Source organism: Rhodoplanes sp. Z2-YC6860 (genome assembly GCF_001579845.1).
Classification (GTDB): Bacteria; Pseudomonadota; Alphaproteobacteria; order Rhizobiales; family Xanthobacteraceae; genus Z2-YC6860.
The window spans coordinates 6146068-6164194 of the sequence record NZ_CP007440.1 but is presented as its reverse complement, the minus strand read 5'-3'; the positions used below and the strand labels follow the sequence as shown (position 1 = coordinate 6164194).

Here is an 18127-nt window from a genome sequence, read left to right as displayed (position 1 = left end):
CTGAACCTGGACCCTGGGCGCGGCCATCGAGGTGGGGATATTGCCAGGCGGTCGGCTGGACCTTGCTTTCTCAGCGCGCGGTCAACGAAGCAGTCAGCGAGCAGGACAAGTCGTTGTCAGCTTTTCCAGTGCTTGGTCGAGACCATCGAGAAAAACCATACCTTTGGTCGACGTTCCTCCTTCTTCCACTTGCAGAGACACGCTCGGGAGCTTTGGCCATTGAGTTCTTGCCGACGTGGATAATTCGGGTGGCAATCTGACCATTCCGGGCGGCACGATCTGGCCGTCGAACTTCACGCCATTCACAACAACAATCGGTCGTGCCCTGGGGGGCAATGGCTGTAATAGGACAGCCAAGACCTCGATATCCGAGGCTGCGCACCGGATCATAATCCCCACGAAGTTCGGGTCCGATTTCGCAAGATCGCCGGGTCTTGTGATCGAAACGGCCTCGGATCCACCCTGGGGATTGGGGGTCCGGATGAACCGCCATTCGCCGATCGTCTGCGAATCCGGTGAACCCCCAGGGGAGGGTCTAACCATCTGCGTGTTTTTGTTGGCGGCGTCTTCGTAGCACTTAAGCTGAGCGTCCAAATTATCGAGTGTACGACAGCGGGTGATGTCCGGGTCGGCGGCAGACGCGACCACAGAGGACAGGCAGAGAGAGACAATTGAAATCAGGAGCGCTGCGCAAACGCGCGAAAACGAGGACGATGAATTAACGACGGCCATACTCTTCCATATTCCTCACTGAACGGCGTCATTAATTGCGATAGGGGGCGATTCGGAGCCAGCGCGAGCGACGCGCCATCCAAGGCGAAAAATGAAACCTAGGACAATGGTCCGATCCCGGCCTTGTCAGGTCCAAAACAGTTTGCCAATAATGACCTGGGAAATCCACCCAGCCCGCACGGATCGCGGACATTACAGCAACACGTTGTTGGGTGGGGGGCGCGCCGCCCGTAGTTTCGATCTGATCGATCGTCCTAAGGAGAATGCAAATGGCGGGCAGGACTTTGCAGCGGGTTGTCTACAGCGCGGCTTTCATGCTCGGCCTTGGCTTGGCGTTTACAGCCCAGGCCGCTCCGATCAATCCAGGCAGCATCAATCGCGTTGCGAACACCGAACTGGAGCAGGCTTCATTTTGGGGATTGCCGTTCCCGTATGGATATGAGGAACGGCCCTCCGAATGCGTACGCTATGTTCGGGTGAAAACGCGCCATGGCGTCATCCGCAAGCGGGTTTGGGTCTGCGATTAAGCGTGTCGCGTCATCGCTAAAGCGGTGACCCGCCAGGGCTCCCAGTCAGCGCTGATTAATCCATTGCCGTTACACACCGATGCGGATTGGATTTCCGCTCGATGGTGTCCCGAATTGGCGCAGTGAGCTTTGGTTTGCGTTTCCCAATGCAGCTTTTAAATTTGCGGCGCGCCACCTTGATTGTGGCCGTTTCGCTCGCGTTGGTTGCACTGTGGACGCCCGGCAGGGTCCATGCGGCTGCTTCCGGCGTCCGGCATATCCTCATGGGCTCGCTGTCTTTCGGCGGGCCGCCTGCGAGCGCGCCGCGCCAATCCGCGTCCGGCGCGCGCGAGCGAGAGGGCGCCACGGCCGACATCCAAACAGACGTGCGCATTTCAGATCATGCGCCTGGCGTCGATTTTTATGGCGTCATCACAACCAGGTTTTCAGATGTTCGCTGGGGTCAGCAGACAGCTGAACAGACTATTTGGGAGGCCACGAAGTGCCATTTCGACAGGGGGCTTCCCAAGGTTTCCGTGCTTGGATTTCGAGGGGACATAACTCACGGTGATACCAGCACGCGCGTCATGGCTACCCCTCGCCAGATTGGCAAGCTTGTCCCGGATGACGAAATCCTGACCACGCGTCGGGTGCCTGCCGGCCTTAATCGAGATGGCGCTGAGCTTTTGATACAAGCCGTGACCAAGACGAGCGAACTTGCATTAAGTTTGCGATTGGTCGTAAAGTATTGTGATCTTTAAGCCACAGTATGGAGAGAAAAATCGCGAAATCAGATGTGATTTTGAAAAACCCCAACGTCTTCCATTCTTTAACATTAAGTTGTTAACATCCGATACCGATCTTCGCGGGCGAAAGGGTTGTGCACGCGGAGAACTTGTATTTAGGTAGCGTAAACACGGGGGGGTTCGTGGGACCCAATTTTAGTGTCGGAATGCTGCGCCTCGGTGCAGGCGCTCTGCTCTGTAGTCTGGCGACTGGATGCATTCAAACCCCCGCATCCGGCCCTTGGACTGCCAGCGTGGAGACGCAGATCGCGACCAGCGTTCCTTACGGGCTGGTAAAGCTCAACCCGACCAGCGCCGCAATTCTGGCGCAGTTTGAACCCGCGACATTGGCTGGCGCCTTCAAAGATCGGCGCGCCCCGACGCCCATCGTTTATGGCATCGGCGACGTGGTCAGCGTCACGATCTTCGAAGCGGCTGCCGGTGGTCTGTTCATCCCGATCGAGGCGGGCGTTCGTCCAGGCAACTTCGTTACAATTCCCGATCAGACCGTCGACAACGACGGAAACATCAGCGTGCCATATGCGGGCCTGATCAAGGCTGCGGGACGCACCAATTATCAAATCCAGAACGATATCGTTCAAAGGATTCGAAACCGCGCCATCGAGCCGCAAGTCGTGGTTGCGCAGTCGCAGCAGCGGTCGAATCTGGTCAGCGTCTTCGGAGCGGTCGGAACACCGACGCGCTTCCCGGTTCCGGGCTTGGGCGCTGGCGATCGCATTACCGACGCGATCACGCGGGCTGGCGGCATCAGCGGACAGGGTTTCGAGAGCTGGGTTTTGCTGGATCGCAATGGGAAGCGGGCGACGGTTCCGTTCGCCAACCTGATCTATCAGCCTGAGAACAACATCTACGTCCAGCCTGGCGACCGAATCTATGTCTATCGGGAGCAGCAGAAGTTCATCGCCTTCGGCGCAACGGGACAGCAGGGCGAGTTCAACTTCGACGCGTGGCGCATAAACCTGGCCGAGGGCGTTGCCAAAGCCGGTGGTTTGTTCGACACGCAGGCGGATCCCGGCTCGGTCTTCCTTTATCGCCGCGAGCCGCGCGAAGTGGCGCAGAAGCTTGGCGTAGACGTGAAGGGGTTCACGACCGAGCTGATCCCGGTCATCTTCAGCATCAGCTTCCGCGATCCGGGTGGGTACTTCACCGCCACCACGGTCCAGATGCGGAACGGCGACGTGATCTTCGTTGCCAATGCGCCGCAGGTCGAGGTCACCAAGTTCCTGACCTATCTGAACACGATCATGGGAACGGCGAGCAACGGAATCTTGCTGCGCGAGCAGGTCAAGAACACGCTCAGCCGCTAGTCTGATCTCTGAGGTAGATCGAGCCCCTTCGATCTAACATGCGTGGGCATGCAAGGCTCTGAGCGCGAGTCCCGGTTGGACCGGGGGGCTGCTTACGTCCTCCTGTTCGCGATTGCCGGCGCGCCGTTGCCTTTGGGGTCGCGTTCGCCGGTGGCGGTTGCGCTGTGGTGCGTTGTCCTCGCTCTGGGCTTGCTGCTGGCATCGCCACGCAAGCTCCATGGCGGTCAGTTGGCCTTACTCTGCGGCATCGGACTGGTCGTTTTGTGCTTCGGCTTTGTCCTGCACGAACAGCTGTCCAGCCATCCGTGGATCGGCCGCCCCAATCCGATCTGGGCAAAGGCATCAGAGGCTTTAGGAACAGACATTCCGCCAAGTGTGTCGATCGTCCGTGGCGAGCCGTTCTATGCGATGGGGCCGTCGCTCTCGTGCCTGCTCGCGCTGACGCTGGGTTTGATCGTCGGAACAGGCAAGCATCGAGCCGACCAGGCGTTGCAAGTCATGGCTTACAGCGGGCTCGCATGCGCGGTATTTGGCCTGGTGAGCCTCGGAGTCGATTTCGCGAAGATGTTCGGCCGGGATCGCATATCGATACCGGGATCGGTGACGGCGACCTTCGTCAATCGAAACACCGCAGCCGCCTATCTGGGCTCGGTCTCGATTGTCTGGCTGGTGCTGTTCCTGTCGGCGTTCCGGCGAAGACTTCCGCCTGGCCCAATCGTCTGGTCAAAGGTCTTTCGCCGGATCACGTCCGAGAGCACCGGCCAGTTGCAATGGATGCTTCGTCTGGGCGCGCTGTTTGTCTGTCTGACGGCGATGTTCCTGACCTCCTCGCGCGGAGGCGTACTCACGTCACTGTTCTCGGTTGCCGTCGTCATCGCGCTGTTTTTTCGGCGCGATTTACGGCACGGAAAAAGCGTCATTTTGCTGCTGATCGGAGCTGGCGCCATCGCGCTCGCGCTCCTGGAGCTCTTTGGCAGCGCAGTCCAAAGTCGCATTGCGTCGGGTGGGCTTGTGGAGCAAGGCCGGCTCGAGGCCTACCGATCGTCGCTCCGAATCATCGCGGATCAGCCCTGGTTCGGCAGCGGGCTCGGCACTTTCACCGAAGTGTTCCCCGCCTATCGCAGCGGCAATATCACCAGCTGGGGCACGTGGAATCTGGCGCACAGCACGCCATTCGAAATGGCCATCGAAGTGGGTGTTCCGCTGACGGTGATTTTTGCGGTCGCCTGGCTCGTTGCGTTGCTTGTCTTGTTGCGCGGAACTGGGCGCTCGCGAACCGAAACGGTCGTGCCGTTGGCTGCTTTAGGGGTCGCCTCAATCGCGTTGATGCACTCCTCGATCGACTTTTCGCTGCAGATTTCAGGTTACGCCATTGTGGTGTTTGCGCTGGTGGGAGTGGGGCTAGCGCAATCCTTCCAAGGGGAAGGCAAGTCAGGCCTTCACCGGCAAGACAGCAAGCGGACGAATTCGAAGGCTGCAAAACAAAATCGCGAACTACAGGAAATCCGATGAAGCGGTAGGGGCTATAGCCTCAAAGGGCACAGCACGAAGAACTTCAAATGCATCTGGCTTGGGCACGGGGCCCAAGCCAGACGGTCAAACTCAAGGAACTTAAGCAGGTCGAACTTCAACCGGTCGTGTGACCAGCACAAGCAGTCCGATTAAATTCCAGTCACCGGCGAGTTCACTGTCTGCGTAGTGGTCGTCGTGCCGCCGCCACCACCGCCGGTGACGCCGCCGCCGCCAAGGAAGCTGGTGCCGTTGCCAACTCCGTTCGACTGTGCGCTTCCGCCGTCGCCGCCGCCGCCACCACTGATCGGCGCGCCGGCCGCGCCGGTCGGACCGCCATTGCCGGTACCGCCGCCACCGATCGCCGCCGTCAAGGTGTTGCCGGTTGAGGCCGTGTACGCACGGATGAAGGAGAGAATGCCGGAGTCAGCGATCGCAACCTGGATCTGGTTGGCAAGATCGGGATTGCTTGCGGCCATCGCCAGGGCGGCTTGGCCAAGACCCGCGCCGATCGCACCCATGACGTCTTCAATCTGCGACTTGCGATCACCGGTCGCGGCATCGAGCTCGGCGTTCAGTTTCTGACCGGTCGCGATAATGCAGGGCATGATCGTGCTGGTCTGCTGGCGATTGTTGAGAAGGAAATCTCGAACCGTCGTTGCCAACTGCTCTTTGGATGGATTCGTTTTAAGAAACGCGTCGAAGTCTTGCTGGCAGGTCGCGACTTGCAGCGCTGGCGCAGGCTGCGCCTGACCTGAGGTGACGGGGATAGCCATCAAAACGCTTACGGCCAGCAAGCCCGGTAATGTCCGGCTGAACCATGCCTTAGGGAACATCTGTCGACTCCTTGAGATAAACGAATTTGAAAGGATGTTACTGTACCCGCGGCGAGCTTGCTAGGCCTCGCTCGTGTTCGGACACACTTTGAATTTCTTAGGTTAAACTGTCCCAATTCGTGCCAATGCTGCGTACGGGACTTCCCAAGCCCATGATATACGTAGAAATCGGTATTGCGGGGTTGTTATGACCTATTACGGTGGGCCGCTTGGAGCATCCCGGCGGCCTCGTTGGGCGATCGGACATTTAACCACCCAGGCAAATTACTCGTAATTTACTGGCAATTTCTTTCTCATTTGGTGCAAATACCTGCGGGGAGCCACGGGATTTTCGATTGCCGCCGGCTTGGCGCTGGGCGACGTGGTGGCAATTTACAGATTGACGGCAGGCGGCCTCGTTATGATGGATAGTTACAAACAAATTCCGATTGTCGAACAGCGTGAACAGGGGCTTGCAGCCGGCTCCCTCAACCTCTCGGAATTGATCGATTGGGTCATTGGGATTGCGCGGCGGCGCTACGCGATTATCGCGGCGGCTTTTGTCGCAGTGGTCGGGCTCGGATTCGTCATTCTTTTTACCTCGCCTGCTTATTACACGTCGCACGCTCGACTCTTGATAGACACGGGCTTTGCGAGAGCTGCACAGACACAGGGGCAGCAAATCCTGGGCGACTATCAAATCGATAGCGCTCAGGTCGATACTCAAATCGAGCTGCTCAAGTCCGACAAAATAGCTTTGTCCGTCGTGAAGGACATGAAGCTTGCGGAAAAGCCGGAGTTTACAGGCACGCAGAAAGGCTTCGTGCGAACGCTTCTTGGCATGATCGCCGAGCCGATTTTTTCAGGGAGCGCCGGCACCAAGGAGGTGGCCTCGGAGCAGCAACTGACCGACATGGCGTTGGGCCGGGTTCTCAGCCAGCGTGCGGTCAGTCGCGTCGGGCGAACTTACGTTCTCGACATTGCCTATACGTCACTTGATCCGGCACAGGCCGGGGCGGTCGCGAATGGAATCGCGGACGCCTACATCCTGGATATGCTGGATTCAAAATTCCAGGCCACGCGTCGAGCCAGCAAGTGGCTTCAGGACCGGATCGCCGAGCTTCGCCAGCAGGCGCTGACAGCGGACCAGAAGGTGCTGGCGTTCAAGGAAGAGAAAAAAATCGTCGAAATGGGCGGGGCAAACAGCCGGTTGCTGGGCGATCAACAGGTTGCCGATATCAGCACCCAGCTAGGACAGGCGCGGGCGGCGATGGCGGAGGCGTCCGCCCGCCTCGAGCGCATCCAGCAGGTCATGAAGCAGGATATCCCCGACGCAGCCGTCGCGGACTCCCTGCATAGCGGCATCATCACTCAATTGCGTACGCAATACCTCGATTATGATCGTAAATATCAGCTTTGGTCGTCGCGCTACGGCCCCGATCATCTCGCAGCCATCAACATCAAGACGCAGATGAATTATTTGCGCGATTCAATGCGCAACGAACTGGGGCGCATCGGGGAGAGCTATAAAAGCGATCTGGCGATCGCTGGTGCGCGCGTTGAAGCATTGCAGGCAAGTCTCACCACGTTGATTTCCAGCGCTCAAAGCACCAATCGAGAGAGGCTGGGATTGCAGGAGCTCGAGACCAGCGCGAAGGTCTATCACTCGATCTACGACAATTTCCTTCAGCGCTTCATGGAGATGTCACAACAGCTGTCGTTTCCGGTGACGGAGGCGCGGGTTATCAGTCCAGCGGGAGATGGGGGGAAGACCAGCCCGAAGTCGGGACGGATCATGACATATGCGGGCCTGCTCGGGTTGATGCTCGGCCTTGGTCTCGCAATGTTCAAGGAGGCGATGGACAGGGTCTTCCGCACGGCGGATCAGGTCGAGAGTATCCTCGGAACGAATTGCCTTGCAGTGGTTCCGGTGATCAAGAGCTCCGGCCCAGCAAAAATCCGGTCTCAAAGTCCCAATAAACCCGCAAAGCTGGGTGCCGGGACCCAGCAGATGCTGGCTTCGAATATGGATTCGACATTGCGTCACGTTGTCGACGAGCCGCTACTGCCCTTTGCCGAGGCGTTCCGATCCGTGAAGGTCGCGGTTGATATTAGTCGCGCTATCAAAGAAAATAAAGTCATTGGCATAACATCGTCGGTGCCCAACGAAGGAAAATCGACCGCCTCGGCCAACCTCGCAGAATTGATCGCGAATTCAGGAAATCGCGTTCTTCTCATCGACGGCGATTTGCGCAATCCGACGTTGTCGCGACAGATGCTGAAGAGTGCGGAGGTTGGAATCCTGGAGGTTCTCGGCCGGAAGGTTGATCTTCGGCAAGCCGTCCACACCGACGAGCAGACGGGGCTGGACTTCCTGCCGGTCGTCATTCAATCGCATCTCGCTCATTCGAGCGACATCCTCGCTTCTGAGGCCTTCAGGTCGTTTATCGAGGGGCTGCGGACGATGTACGACTACATCATCATCGATCTGTCCCCGATGATGCCGGTGGTCGACGTCCGTGCGACCACGAAATTCGTCGATACGTATGTCTATGTCGTCGAATGGGGCCGCACGAAGATCAACGTCGTGCAGCGACAGTTCAATTCGGCGCCAGAGGTGGTCGAACGTTTGTTGGGCGTTTTGCTCAACAAGGCCAATTTCAAGGTCATGGACCGCTACACCGGGGATTACGGCGGCGACTACTACAAGTCCTATTATTCGCGTTACGGAGCGCGCCCCAACTAACAACCATGCGAGCTTCTTCGAATTTCGCCGACAAAGCGGTGCGAGGGCTTGTCGCGGTCGCCGCGGTCTCGGCGATGTTTTGGGCGACGATGGTCACCCCGACATTGTGGCGGGAAAGGGCGACCACCGAGGTCGCTGCGGCGATATTTGAGGGGCAACCATTCAGGCGCTCGACATTGATTGCTATCGATCGGCAGTGGGGCGACGAAGGCCAGTTGCGCGCGGTGATGCTCAGAAATTTGGCCGCGATCAGATTGCGGCTTGCCGAAGACGCGTTACGGGCCGGTGATATCGGCGGGATCGATGCGGCTCTCGAATCCGCGGTCCGGATGAACGATGCGGCGTTAGCGAAAAATCCCAGCGATCCCTTTCTGTGGTTGTCACGGTTCTGGCTGACCAACACCAGAAGCGGGTTTAGCAACGCTCACCTGTCGTATTTGCGAATGTCTTACGCGCTTGGTCCTCACGAGGGCTGGATTCAGGAAAGACGAAGCCGCTTTGCATTGGCCAGCTATCGGGATTTGCCAGCCGACTTGGCCGAGGCGGCCGTTGCGGAATTTGTGGATATGGTGCGCTCGGACCTGCTGGATAAGGCCACGGAAATCGCGGTTGGCCCTGGGGCGCCGTTACGCGGCATTCTGTTTCCCCGGCTTAAGGATGTCAGCGAGGAACAGCGCAGACGGTTTGCGGCGCGGATTTATAAAGAGGGGTTCGATGACGTGCCAATTCCCGGAATTGCTCCGCCAAAGCCCGAGTTTCCGGAGCCCGTGTTACCTCCAGGAACTGGCGAGTGCTTGGCCTGCTGACAGAAAATGGATTCTATTCGCCAGAGCGGCGGATTGAAAAGCGGAAATCGTGAGCTGAAAAGCTTTCTCCTATCTGGCGCAATGCTGTCGCTAATTCACTGCAGCGCTGAGGAAGGCCATCTACTTAAACAGACTGAATTTCAGGGCCTCGATCGAAACGAAGACTGCCAACCGCGGACTTCCACCTTAAAAGATCTCTGAAGCGCCCCGCCTCTCTTGCCAACACACGCATGACGGGCGATTCTAGTGGGCATGCATCTCAACTGCAGTACGCTACCGATCGCACACACCCTGCGTTTTCTGCGAAGCGTGCTGCCAATAAGAGGGTGGAATCGGATCTTTGAGGCGGCATTCCCTGCTGGCTCTCAGTTGCCCTTCCAATTTCATCTTACGGTTCCTGGGGGCACCATTCTTGCCGATGCGACCAGCTACTTAGACCGCTTCGCGCTGTTCCATGGCAGCATTGAGCCGGACGAACTCCATCTGGTCAGGCAGATATTGTGCTCGATCAACGCCCGCACTGTGCTCGATGTCGGCGCCAATGTTGGGCATTTTTCAATCGCTATGGCCGAGCATTGCAAGACCGTGCACGCATTTGAGCCGAACCCGCCTGTTTACGCGAAGCTGTTGGAGAACATCAGGATCAATCCCGACAGACACATCATACCGCATCAGTTCGGGCTGTCCGATGCAGACAAAGTGTTACGCTTTGTGAGCGTGAGCGCGGCGCACGATGGTCAAGGCAACTTCGCAGAAACTGGCGACATCGCGCTGCCGGTCTCTCGTGGCGACACATTGAACATAGATCAAATAGACTTCATCAAGATCGACGTTGAGGGGCATGAACTCAGCACTCTGCGCGGCCCTAAGGAAACTTTGATCTCCCAGCGTCCGATTATCATGTGTGAGTGCTCGAGCGATGCTAAAGCGCTTTCGGGTGTACTCCCGCCCAATTATTGTCTGTTCGTATTGGGCCAGCGGGCGGTACGAGCACGCAAAAAGTTGTACCAGGTCGATAATTTTGCGGGCAGTGACAACGTGTTCTTTGTGCCGAACGAGCGGAGTCAAGTATTGGCCGAGAAACTCTAGCGTTCGCCCTCTGGTGCGAGTACCGCAAAAGTCGTGGACTTGCCACCGCAAAAAATTAAACCGATCCGATTATCAGGGAATGTCAGTGGGAGCCCCCGGAGCTAAGTCCGCCTGCGTCGACCATAAGCAGGGCCTTAGTAAGTCGGACTGCTGGCGACCCCTCGCTGTGTAACCACAGGACGAACGTTGGATATCAACTGACTTTGCTTATCCGGATGGGTGCCGGATCAATGGGCCGGAGCAATTCGGCTCCTGATTCACGCGTGCGTTGTTGCACTGTCTTTGCCAAGGCGGGACTGCTCGACGCGATTCGCATCTGGGCGGCAGCGGCCTTTTCGCCGGTAAACAGCAAACGAATTGTCAGGCCAACAATCCGCATGTCGACCCACAGCGACGCGTTGCAAACGTACCAGTCATCGAGCGGGCCCTTCTCGTCAGCCGTCAGCAGATTGCCACCGTGCACCTGGGCCCAGCCGGTGATGCCGGGCCGCACCGCAAGGCGCAAGCTTGCGGCGCTGGGTTGGTCCACCGGCAACAATGGGCGCGGGCCGATCAGCGACATGTCGCCGACCAAGACGTTGAGAAGTTGTGGCATCTCGTCCAACCGCATTGCACGCAACAGCTTCCCGATTGGGGACAGCCGCTTTTCTTCAGGCAAGCGATTGCCGCAGCGATCGAACGGATTGCGCAGGGTGCGAAACTTGTAAAGCAGGAAGCTCGATGCGTTCTGACCGGTACGCTGCTGCCAGAACAATATCGGAGACCCGACATCCAGCAAGACCAAGAGGGCGGTCAATAGAAACAGCGGTGACAACACGACTATTGCGATCAATGCGCCAAAGAAATCGATCCAGCGTTTGACTTGAAAATAGGGCTTCAGCTCGATTGTGGTCGGCACAACATTGCTGGCCGGTTCAGATCGCGGTTGCAGCGGCGGCAGATCCGAAAGGCCGACGATTTGGCTGATGAAATCGATATGCAGTTCGCGTCGCTGGCAAATGAGCTGAATGGCGTTGAAAACAACATCAGGAAGGTCGGCCCGGTCGGTTCCGATCAGCACGCGGTCCGTACGGATACCATGCACTTGATAGTCATCGATCACCGCCTCCAGATCTTGCGGGCGTGCGACGACCGGCACGCCTCCAAGCGCCCGTCCGATCATTCTCTGATCGGGATCGAGCACGGCGACAACCCGGCGGCGGCCGGCGGTGTAGTTGCGAACAAATTGAATGTACTGTGATGCCAATTTGGTCGCGCCGATGATGATCACGTGATCGACGCCCGCTTGATCAGACGGTCCGGTAATCGTGCGCTCTTGGCTGGACAGCAGTACGGCAGCGCGAATGCCAAACAGGCCGGCACCGAGCATGACGATCTGAATGAGAAGACTTAAGCGCGGGATGCCCTCGAGACGTGTGATCAGAAATAGGATGATCTCGGTCGAGAGCTGCGCAAACACGACTGCCTTTACAATATTGAGGGCGTCGTGAACCGAGAAAAACGGCGAGATGCCGTCACTGACGCGAAAGGCCAATAAAGCGATTGCCGAAGTCAGAAATGAAACGCAGCAGTAAAGGATCGCCAGGTGCACGCTCTGAGCTGACAAAATATAAGCGTCAGTCAGGACGAGCGCCAATGCAGGAGCAATAGCAGCGCATACGAGATCAAGGATCGACAGCCGCGATCGCAGATGGCCAAACGAGGATGACGACGGGAAACGCATAAGCGGCGCAATCTCACCAAAGAAAAAGTCTGCATCTCCGTTGGATTCGGGCAGCGCAACACACGTGCTCTGCAGTCCGTCAACGTGTTTACAGCTTGCTTATAATTTGGCTCGCTTTTACGGACAATTGGAGCGCTATGGAATAAGCGATTAAGTATGAACTGGTTAGTACGAATACGGATGAGAATTACTAAATGGAATTTTCGACACGCATTTTCATAACCCGGATTTATGAAATAGTTGGCGCGTTAATGTTGATGAAAGCCGCGAGAAACTCAGCGGCACAGGTGGGGGGGCGTCGCGCAGCTGATGTTTGGGTAAAAACCCATTCGACTTCATAATCTGGGTTTATGAAGCAGTTGACACATTAATGTTGATGAAGGCCGCGAGAAGCTCAGCGGGCAGCGGCTTCGACGATTTGTCCGATTGCCCTCGCGCAGCTGATGCTTGGGCAAAAGCCCGTTCGATTTCATAATCTGGGTTTATGAAGCAGTTCACGTATTAATGTTGATGAGGCCGCGAGAAGCCGGCGGTGCAGGCGGTTTCGACGATTCGCCCCATGGCTCCACGCAGCTAGTGCTTGGGAAAAATCCGTTCGAATCCATAAGATGTAATTATGAAGTAGTTTGCACATGAATGATGATGAAAGCGGCGACAAGCTCGCGGATGGCGGCGCGCGCGGTTTCGATGGTTCGCCCGATGCCCTGGGCAACAGACGCTTGGCAAATACCTGTTCGATCGGGCTGCGGTCTGGCGAGTATTTTGGCAACAGGCAGCTTGGCACCGGTCGAGCGGATGAGCTGGCTATGATCCTGTCCGGGCGGCTGCGAGCTTGTCCATGATGACGATGTCGTCGTGCCGCAACGTGGGGAGCGGGTGGTGAAGCTTTCGCCATCGATTGGGGCTTCGAGCAGCCAGGGTGCTGTGATTCGGTCGTGGCGTAGCTCGACCAGCACGGCCATGGTCTTCCGGCGGTCGGCTGGAACCCTGGCGATCAGGCTGTTGCCACGCGAGGTCCGACCGCACAGCGGTGCCCGAGTGGTCCTGATCCGGGTCTCGTCGATGAAGATCAGGCGGGAAGGATCAACGTGGTCCTGCTGCTTGATCCATACAAGCTAATTGGGGAATCCAGAACCGATTCAGCCAAATGCCATCACGCTTTTAGCCAACTGCCGCGGGGCGCGATGAGAAGCTGGCGTTAGGCTTCAACGAGATGAGCCTCTTTGCCGCATCACCTGGCGCCACACCCAGAGCGGCAGTCTCAACAGCGGATACAAAAATCCAAGCTTCTGAGGTAGCGGGAGCGTCAAGATATCGCCTTCAGAAACAAGATGGATGCGCAGTTCTGCAAGTCGATAGCGCCACGTTCTGCCGAGAAGGAAACAAGATAGACTGCCACGCGTCGTGCCGAGTGGAATTTGGCGTGGCTCAAGAGCGCCATACCCCGCCGTTATTGCGTGAAGCGCAGTCGCTTCCAACCATCCCATCCATGGACGTTTGCGCAAAAACGCCGTCAAGTCCCCCGGCACAGGTGTTCGCAGCAATCGCTCGCAAAGCAAAATCGCTTGAGCGGCTGCCTGGCCGACCCCTTTGCGTTCGGCCGACCTGTATAGATGCTCTGCGGAGTCGAGGTCAGCCGCAAGCAGAGCGCCGACGTCCGCCAGCCACTTTAGCTGGTACCACCAGTGCTGCGCGCCGTGTGCACACAAGTATGCAAACAGATCCTCGCGACCGAGGGTGCGCAATGCGTTCGTGCCGGTGATCGGCACCACGCGCGAAGAGGCCATGAGGCTGCTTTCATCCATAAAGTAAGGGTTGGAAAGCAGCCGCCAATGCAGCTCGATGTAAATCTCTCGCGCACTGTTGAAGTACATCAGATCTTTTCGTAGCCGCAGCAAGAGCTGCATTTGCGCATCACTGGCCGATGCAGGAGGATCAACGCGGGAATATCCAGAACTCTCCAGCAGCTTTATTGCGTCTTGCAAGAGGTCTGGCGGGACGAAAAGATCGAGATCCTTGCTCTCTCGAAGACCAAGGTTGGCGTAAGCCTGGATGGCGAGTGAGGAGCCCTTGATGAACAGCGCCGGCAAGCCAGCGCTTGAAAACTGTTGCTGCAGTCTTATTGCTTCTGCAGCGAGAGCGAGGTTGTCACGGACCAGCCTTGTGGCGCGAGAATTGATCTCCGCTACAACATTTTCGGGTGCCACAAACAGTGAATTTGAAAGAGCCTCTCTTACGAGCCCGGTCACCCGGTGACGCGCGACAACACGAAGGAAGTGGTTCCAATCCAGTGACGCCTGTGCGGCTTGATGTATCGCCTGGGAGCGGCTTTCAGATGGCGGCCAGATCGAGCAAGCCGCGGTGAGCAGGAGCTCTGCTGAAGGCTTTATTGCCAAGGCATGTCATCCAATGAGAACCGCAAAAACAGCGCCATGGGCGGCCCGACAACACTGTCAGCCATGTTGACGCAGATGGTCTTCCAACACATCGATTGCACTTGACAGCGCACCATAGTTCATCGGCCTGCGGAATTGAAATATCGGAACGTGATTTGCGATCGTGGATCCGACCTTGAACAGATTGGGTTTCAAGCCCATCAGCTCCGCAATATTCAGTCGGTAGATATTTTGCATGACGGCTTCGAAAGCAACGGAGCCGCTCAAGCGAAGAATCGCGCTCTGCTCTTCCTTCTCGGTGGCTGGCTCGAGCTGATAAACGGCGCGAAGCCGGCGCGGTACTTCGGGACGTTTTGGCGAGCCGAGAGGCACAAGGTATTTGTTGTATCCGCGAAATTCTCGCTCGGCGGTTTCGGGATCTCGCCCAAGAGACTTCATGGCGTCTTCCCAGAGGCGAAGCCGGTTTACGCCCGGCCAGCAATGAATCTGGCCGCCTTCGACAACACTCAGGAAACAGACATCATCAGCAATCACGTTGTGGTTTCGAGCGGCAAGAACGGAGGCCAATGTCGATTTTCCGGCTCCAGAAGGGCCGACGAATGCCACGCAACCATTGGCAGTCTCGATTGAGCAGGCGTGGAGGGGGGTGATTCCGCGCCGGTGACATAAAACGCCAAAAACAGTGCCGAGAAGATACGCAGAGACGTCGCCCGGATCGCTCTGCGGGGCCTCGTCGACAACGATCTCGTCCGGTGTGATCAGAAAACGGGCCACGTTCGAGATATTGAGCAAAAACTCGTTGCCGTCGTACTCCCACTCGAGCGAGGCTGTCGGATCAGCTGCGTCGAGCGACCGCTGTACTGCCGCGCGTCGAATGCAAACGTCTGGCCGGCGGGTTGCGTGAATTGGCGCAGACGCAAGATTGGGGATCTCAAGTTCGGACGACACCCGTAATCCCGCTAAAACATACGACATTGGTCCGATTGGCGCTTTCATTCGCTCAAATTTCTACACGGTTGATTGGTAGGATGTCCTAACGGGTCGGAACGCCTCGGGCTGCTTCAAAACGGGATTGTCTCTCGAGGACTTCCTGTAACCGATTGAAAGAAATGTGATTTTTTTAATCACTTGCGAAATTCCAAATTGCAAGCGATTATATAGATGGATGCGGGAGAAAATTTCGGGTGTTTAGATGATTGAAAATTCTGAGCGCAAGCTCGCCGTGTCTCATGAAAATCGGGATAGTCGCTCCTTATGGGAGCGTCCGGCCTTACGTCGACTTGCAGCAAACGAGGCTCAGAATGGCGGCGCCCCATGCAACGACGGAGCCGGCGGGGGATGCGGGCCGGGTGGTAACCACTCCTAACAAGATCTTTGCATAACGGACATTGCACCTGTTTGATCCTGCCAAGGACGAGGTGCAAAGAAGAGCCGTGGCCAAGTCAGATCGCATCACACTGGATACATTCGTTGGGCGACACGACGGTTTCGTTGAGGCTGAAGTTAACCAGGAAATTGTGGCCCTCAGTATCGAACGGGGCACCTGTTACGGCCTGAACCGCGTTGGTTCTCGAATATGGCAATTGCTATCCACGCCGACCCGCGTCGCTGACGTTTGTGCAATCCTTGTTGATGAGTATCAGGTTGATTCCGACACTTGCGGTTCCCAGGTTCTCGACTTGCTGGAAGAGCTTCGCGCCGAGGGAATGATCAAGACCTCTGAAGCGAAATGACGGCGCTTGCGGGTTTGTGGCGCTTTGATCGTCGCCCCGATGCCGCCGACGGCTGCGCCCGAATGTTGCGGGCGCAAGAGCTTTATGGACCAGATCACGGCGGACAATGGTCCAGGGGCGACGTAGCGCTCGGTCGCCGATTGATGCGCACTCTTCCTGAGGATGTGTTTGACCGGCAACCGCTTGTCGGTGGTCAGGGAAGATATGTTCTTGTCGCCGATGTGCGGTTGGATAACAGAGATGAGCTAGCTGAGGAATTACAGATACCCGCTCCGCATGCTCGAGATCTGTGCGACGCTGCCATCCTGTTGGCGGTTATTGAACGCTGGGGCGAGGCCTGTGTCGAACATATTGTCGGCGATTACGCCTTCGCTTTCTGGGATGTCTCAAATCGACAGTTGTTCCTGGCGCGCGATCCGACCGGGCAGCGTCCGCTCCATTATCACCGCGGCGACAAATTCTTTGCGTTCGCCAGCATGCCGAAGGGGTTGCATGCGCTGCCGGACGTGCCTTACGCGCCTGATGAGGAGCGCGTCGCAGAATTCCTTGCGTTGATACCAGAAACTGGCACCCAAAGTTTCTTTCGCGGCGTCGAACGCGTAGAGCCTGGTCACTTATCGATTGTCACGGCCACTTCGATAAAATCCCGACGACACTGGCAGCCCAAACATTCCCACATCAAGCTTTCCGGACCGGCGGAATACGCCGAAGCGTTGCGTCAACGGTTGGATGAGGCGGTAAAATGCCGGTTACGGGGCACAGGCAATCTGGGGGTTTTCCTAAGCGGCGGCTTGGATAGTGGAGCGGTGGCAGCCACGGCAGCGCGGCTGCTCGCGCCGTCGGGTCGCAAGCTCCTGGCTTTCACGGGAGTTCCCCGCGCGGGCTACGACGGTCCGACGCCACGAAACCGCATTGTCGATGAAGGTCGTCTCGCTGCCGCGACGGCGGCGCTTTACCCGAATATCGAGCATATTCTCGTGCCTAATGAAGGCCGCTCTCCGCTCGCCGATCTCGATCGCTTCTTCAATCTTCTCGATCGGCCTATGCTCAACATATGCGGTACGGCGTGGGCCCACAGTTTTAACAACGCCGTCAATGGCCGGAACATCAAGGTCTGCTTGAACGGCAATCTCGGCAACATGGGGTTGAGTTACAACGGGCTCGAATTGCTGCCTGAATTGCTGAGAGGCGGACGATGGTTACGCTTATGGAAAGAAGCGAATGCCCTGGTTTCTGCCGGTAGAATGCGTTGGCGAGGTATTCTCGCAAATACGCTTGGCCCGTGGTGTCCCCCGAAGCTTTGGGTTCAGCTCAACAAGCTGGCCACCGGGCATGCTTACGAGGTTCAAGACTACGCTGCGATCAATCAGAAGCGTCTGCTCGAGCTTGATCTTCCGGCTCGCGCAAAGGCAAAAAATTTAGATATTGTCTATCGTCCGTGGAAGAGCGGGGTTGCGATGCGGACCTGGGTAATACAGCGGGCCGATCCTGGAAATTATAATAAAGCGACCTTGGGGGGCTGGCATGTTGATACCCGCGATCCTACGGCCGATGTGAGATTGCTTGAGTTTTGCCTGTCGGTGCCGACCGAGCAGTTTCTTCGCGACGGTAAACAAAGGGCGTTGGCACTCCACGCCCTTGCTGATCGTCTTCCGCGAGTGGTGCTCGATGAACCGCGTAAGGGGCTAATAGCGGCGGACTGGCATGAAGACCTCACTGCCGCCCGGCAAGATGTTGCAGCCGAAATCGATCGTCTGAAGGCGTCTCCCACAGCCAGCAAAACTGTTGACTTAGCACGGCTGCGTCAGTTGATCGAAGAGTGGCCTACCGACGGCTGGGGTCGTGATGACGTCATCATGCCTTACCGTTATGCGCTGTTGCGTGGAATTTCAGCCGGACACTTCTTGCGCCGAACCACCGGAAGTAATCGCTGAGGTTGGGTATACTTTGAGAGCCTGT

General features: G+C 57.2%; 14 protein-coding genes. 9 read left to right on the top strand and 5 right to left on the bottom strand.

Annotated features, from left to right (window positions below; all coding sequences use genetic code 11):
* Positions 1-1001 precede the first annotated feature (1001 nt).
* The 4 genes from RHPLAN_RS28865 (at position 1002) to RHPLAN_RS28850 (ending at position 4863) form a co-directional block, all read left to right on the top strand.
* Positions 1002-1259 carry a hypothetical protein gene (locus RHPLAN_RS28865; protein ID WP_157100564.1) on the top strand — a complete coding sequence of 86 codons (258 nt, stop codon included), beginning with the start codon at positions 1002-1004 and terminating at the stop codon, positions 1257-1259.
* Between the two features lie 86 nt (positions 1260-1345).
* On the top strand, positions 1346-1999 hold the full coding sequence (locus tag RHPLAN_RS28860) for a hypothetical protein (protein ID WP_157100563.1): 654 nt from the start codon (positions 1346-1348) through the stop codon (positions 1997-1999).
* A gap of 191 nt (positions 2000-2190) precedes the next feature.
* Complete coding sequence (locus RHPLAN_RS28855; RefSeq protein WP_084245798.1) at positions 2191-3351, top strand: polysaccharide biosynthesis/export family protein; 1161 nt, start codon at positions 2191-2193, stop codon at positions 3349-3351.
* A 75-nt stretch (positions 3352-3426) separates the two neighbouring features.
* Positions 3427-4863, top strand: a complete 1437-nt coding sequence (locus RHPLAN_RS28850) for an O-antigen ligase family protein (RefSeq protein WP_068025607.1) — start codon at positions 3427-3429, stop codon at positions 4861-4863.
* Between the two features lie 149 nt (positions 4864-5012).
* Here the strand turns inward: RHPLAN_RS28850 and RHPLAN_RS40865 are convergent, their stop codons facing one another.
* The gene (locus tag RHPLAN_RS40865; protein WP_157100561.1) at positions 5013-5696 is read right to left on the bottom strand and encodes a hypothetical protein; all 684 of its coding nucleotides are present in this window, start codon (positions 5694-5696) and stop codon (positions 5013-5015) included.
* 346 nt (positions 5697-6042) lie between these two features.
* Here RHPLAN_RS40865 and RHPLAN_RS28840 point away from each other — a divergent pair, with 346 nt between their 5' ends.
* From RHPLAN_RS28840 to RHPLAN_RS28830, 3 genes are all read left to right on the top strand, one after another.
* Positions 6043-8421 (top strand): polysaccharide biosynthesis tyrosine autokinase, encoded by a 2379-nt coding sequence (locus tag RHPLAN_RS28840; RefSeq protein WP_068025603.1) that lies wholly within the window; start codon positions 6043-6045, stop codon positions 8419-8421.
* A gap of 5 nt (positions 8422-8426) precedes the next feature.
* Positions 8427-9227: a hypothetical protein gene (locus tag RHPLAN_RS28835; protein WP_157100560.1), complete on the top strand. Its 801-nt coding sequence runs from the start codon at positions 8427-8429 to the stop codon at positions 9225-9227.
* Positions 9228-9479: 252 nt separating this feature from the next.
* Complete coding sequence (locus tag RHPLAN_RS28830) at positions 9480-10316, top strand: FkbM family methyltransferase (RefSeq protein WP_084245794.1); 837 nt, start codon at positions 9480-9482, stop codon at positions 10314-10316.
* Between the two features lie 193 nt (positions 10317-10509).
* Here RHPLAN_RS28830 and RHPLAN_RS28825 read toward each other — a convergent pair whose 3' ends face one another.
* From RHPLAN_RS28825 to RHPLAN_RS39800, 4 genes are all read right to left on the bottom strand, one after another.
* Complete coding sequence (locus RHPLAN_RS28825; RefSeq protein WP_084245792.1) at positions 10510-12039, bottom strand: sugar transferase; 1530 nt, start codon at positions 12037-12039, stop codon at positions 10510-10512.
* Between the two features lie 614 nt (positions 12040-12653).
* Positions 12654-13001 carry a hypothetical protein gene (locus RHPLAN_RS39805; RefSeq protein WP_157100558.1) on the bottom strand — a complete coding sequence of 116 codons (348 nt, stop codon included), beginning with the start codon at positions 12999-13001 and terminating at the stop codon, positions 12654-12656.
* 243 nt (positions 13002-13244) lie between these two features.
* The gene (locus RHPLAN_RS28820; protein WP_084245790.1) at positions 13245-14435 is read right to left on the bottom strand and encodes a nucleotidyltransferase domain-containing protein; all 1191 of its coding nucleotides are present in this window, start codon (positions 14433-14435) and stop codon (positions 13245-13247) included.
* 57 nt (positions 14436-14492) lie between these two features.
* Positions 14493-15383, bottom strand: coding sequence for a phosphoenolpyruvate carboxykinase (ATP) (locus RHPLAN_RS39800; RefSeq protein WP_157100557.1), 891 nt, complete (start codon positions 15381-15383; stop codon positions 14493-14495).
* 485 nt (positions 15384-15868) lie between these two features.
* On the opposite strand from RHPLAN_RS39800, the gene RHPLAN_RS28810 reads away from it, so the two are divergent.
* Positions 15869-16168 carry a PqqD family peptide modification chaperone gene (locus RHPLAN_RS28810; RefSeq protein WP_198164545.1) on the top strand — a complete coding sequence of 100 codons (300 nt, stop codon included), beginning with the start codon at positions 15869-15871 and terminating at the stop codon, positions 16166-16168.
* Positions 16165-18102 (top strand): asparagine synthetase B family protein, encoded by a 1938-nt coding sequence (locus RHPLAN_RS28805; protein WP_084245788.1) that lies wholly within the window; start codon positions 16165-16167, stop codon positions 18100-18102. Before RHPLAN_RS28810 ends, RHPLAN_RS28805 begins: the two co-directional genes overlap by 4 nt.
* The last annotated feature ends 25 nt before the right edge of the window (positions 18103-18127 follow it).

Excerpts from the sequence above, each read along its gene's own strand:
- RHPLAN_RS28865 (WP_157100564.1), top strand. The coding sequence starts at position 1,002 with ATGGCGGGCAGGACTTTGCAGCGGGTTGTCTACAGCGCGGCTTTCATG.
- RHPLAN_RS28855 (WP_084245798.1), top strand. The coding sequence starts at position 2,191 with ATGCTGCGCCTCGGTGCAGGCGCTCTGCTCTGTAGTCTGGCGACTGGA.
- RHPLAN_RS40865 (WP_157100561.1), bottom strand. The coding sequence starts at position 5,696 with ATGTTCCCTAAGGCATGGTTCAGCCGGACATTACCGGGCTTGCTGGCC.
- RHPLAN_RS28835 (WP_157100560.1), top strand. The coding sequence starts at position 8,427 with ATGCGAGCTTCTTCGAATTTCGCCGACAAAGCGGTGCGAGGGCTTGTC.
- RHPLAN_RS28830 (WP_084245794.1), top strand. The coding sequence starts at position 9,480 with ATGCATCTCAACTGCAGTACGCTACCGATCGCACACACCCTGCGTTTT.
- RHPLAN_RS28825 (WP_084245792.1), bottom strand. The coding sequence starts at position 12,039 with ATGCGTTTCCCGTCGTCATCCTCGTTTGGCCATCTGCGATCGCGGCTG.
- RHPLAN_RS39805 (WP_157100558.1), bottom strand. The coding sequence starts at position 13,001 with ATGGCCGTGCTGGTCGAGCTACGCCACGACCGAATCACAGCACCCTGG.
- RHPLAN_RS28805 (WP_084245788.1), top strand. The coding sequence starts at position 16,165 with ATGACGGCGCTTGCGGGTTTGTGGCGCTTTGATCGTCGCCCCGATGCC.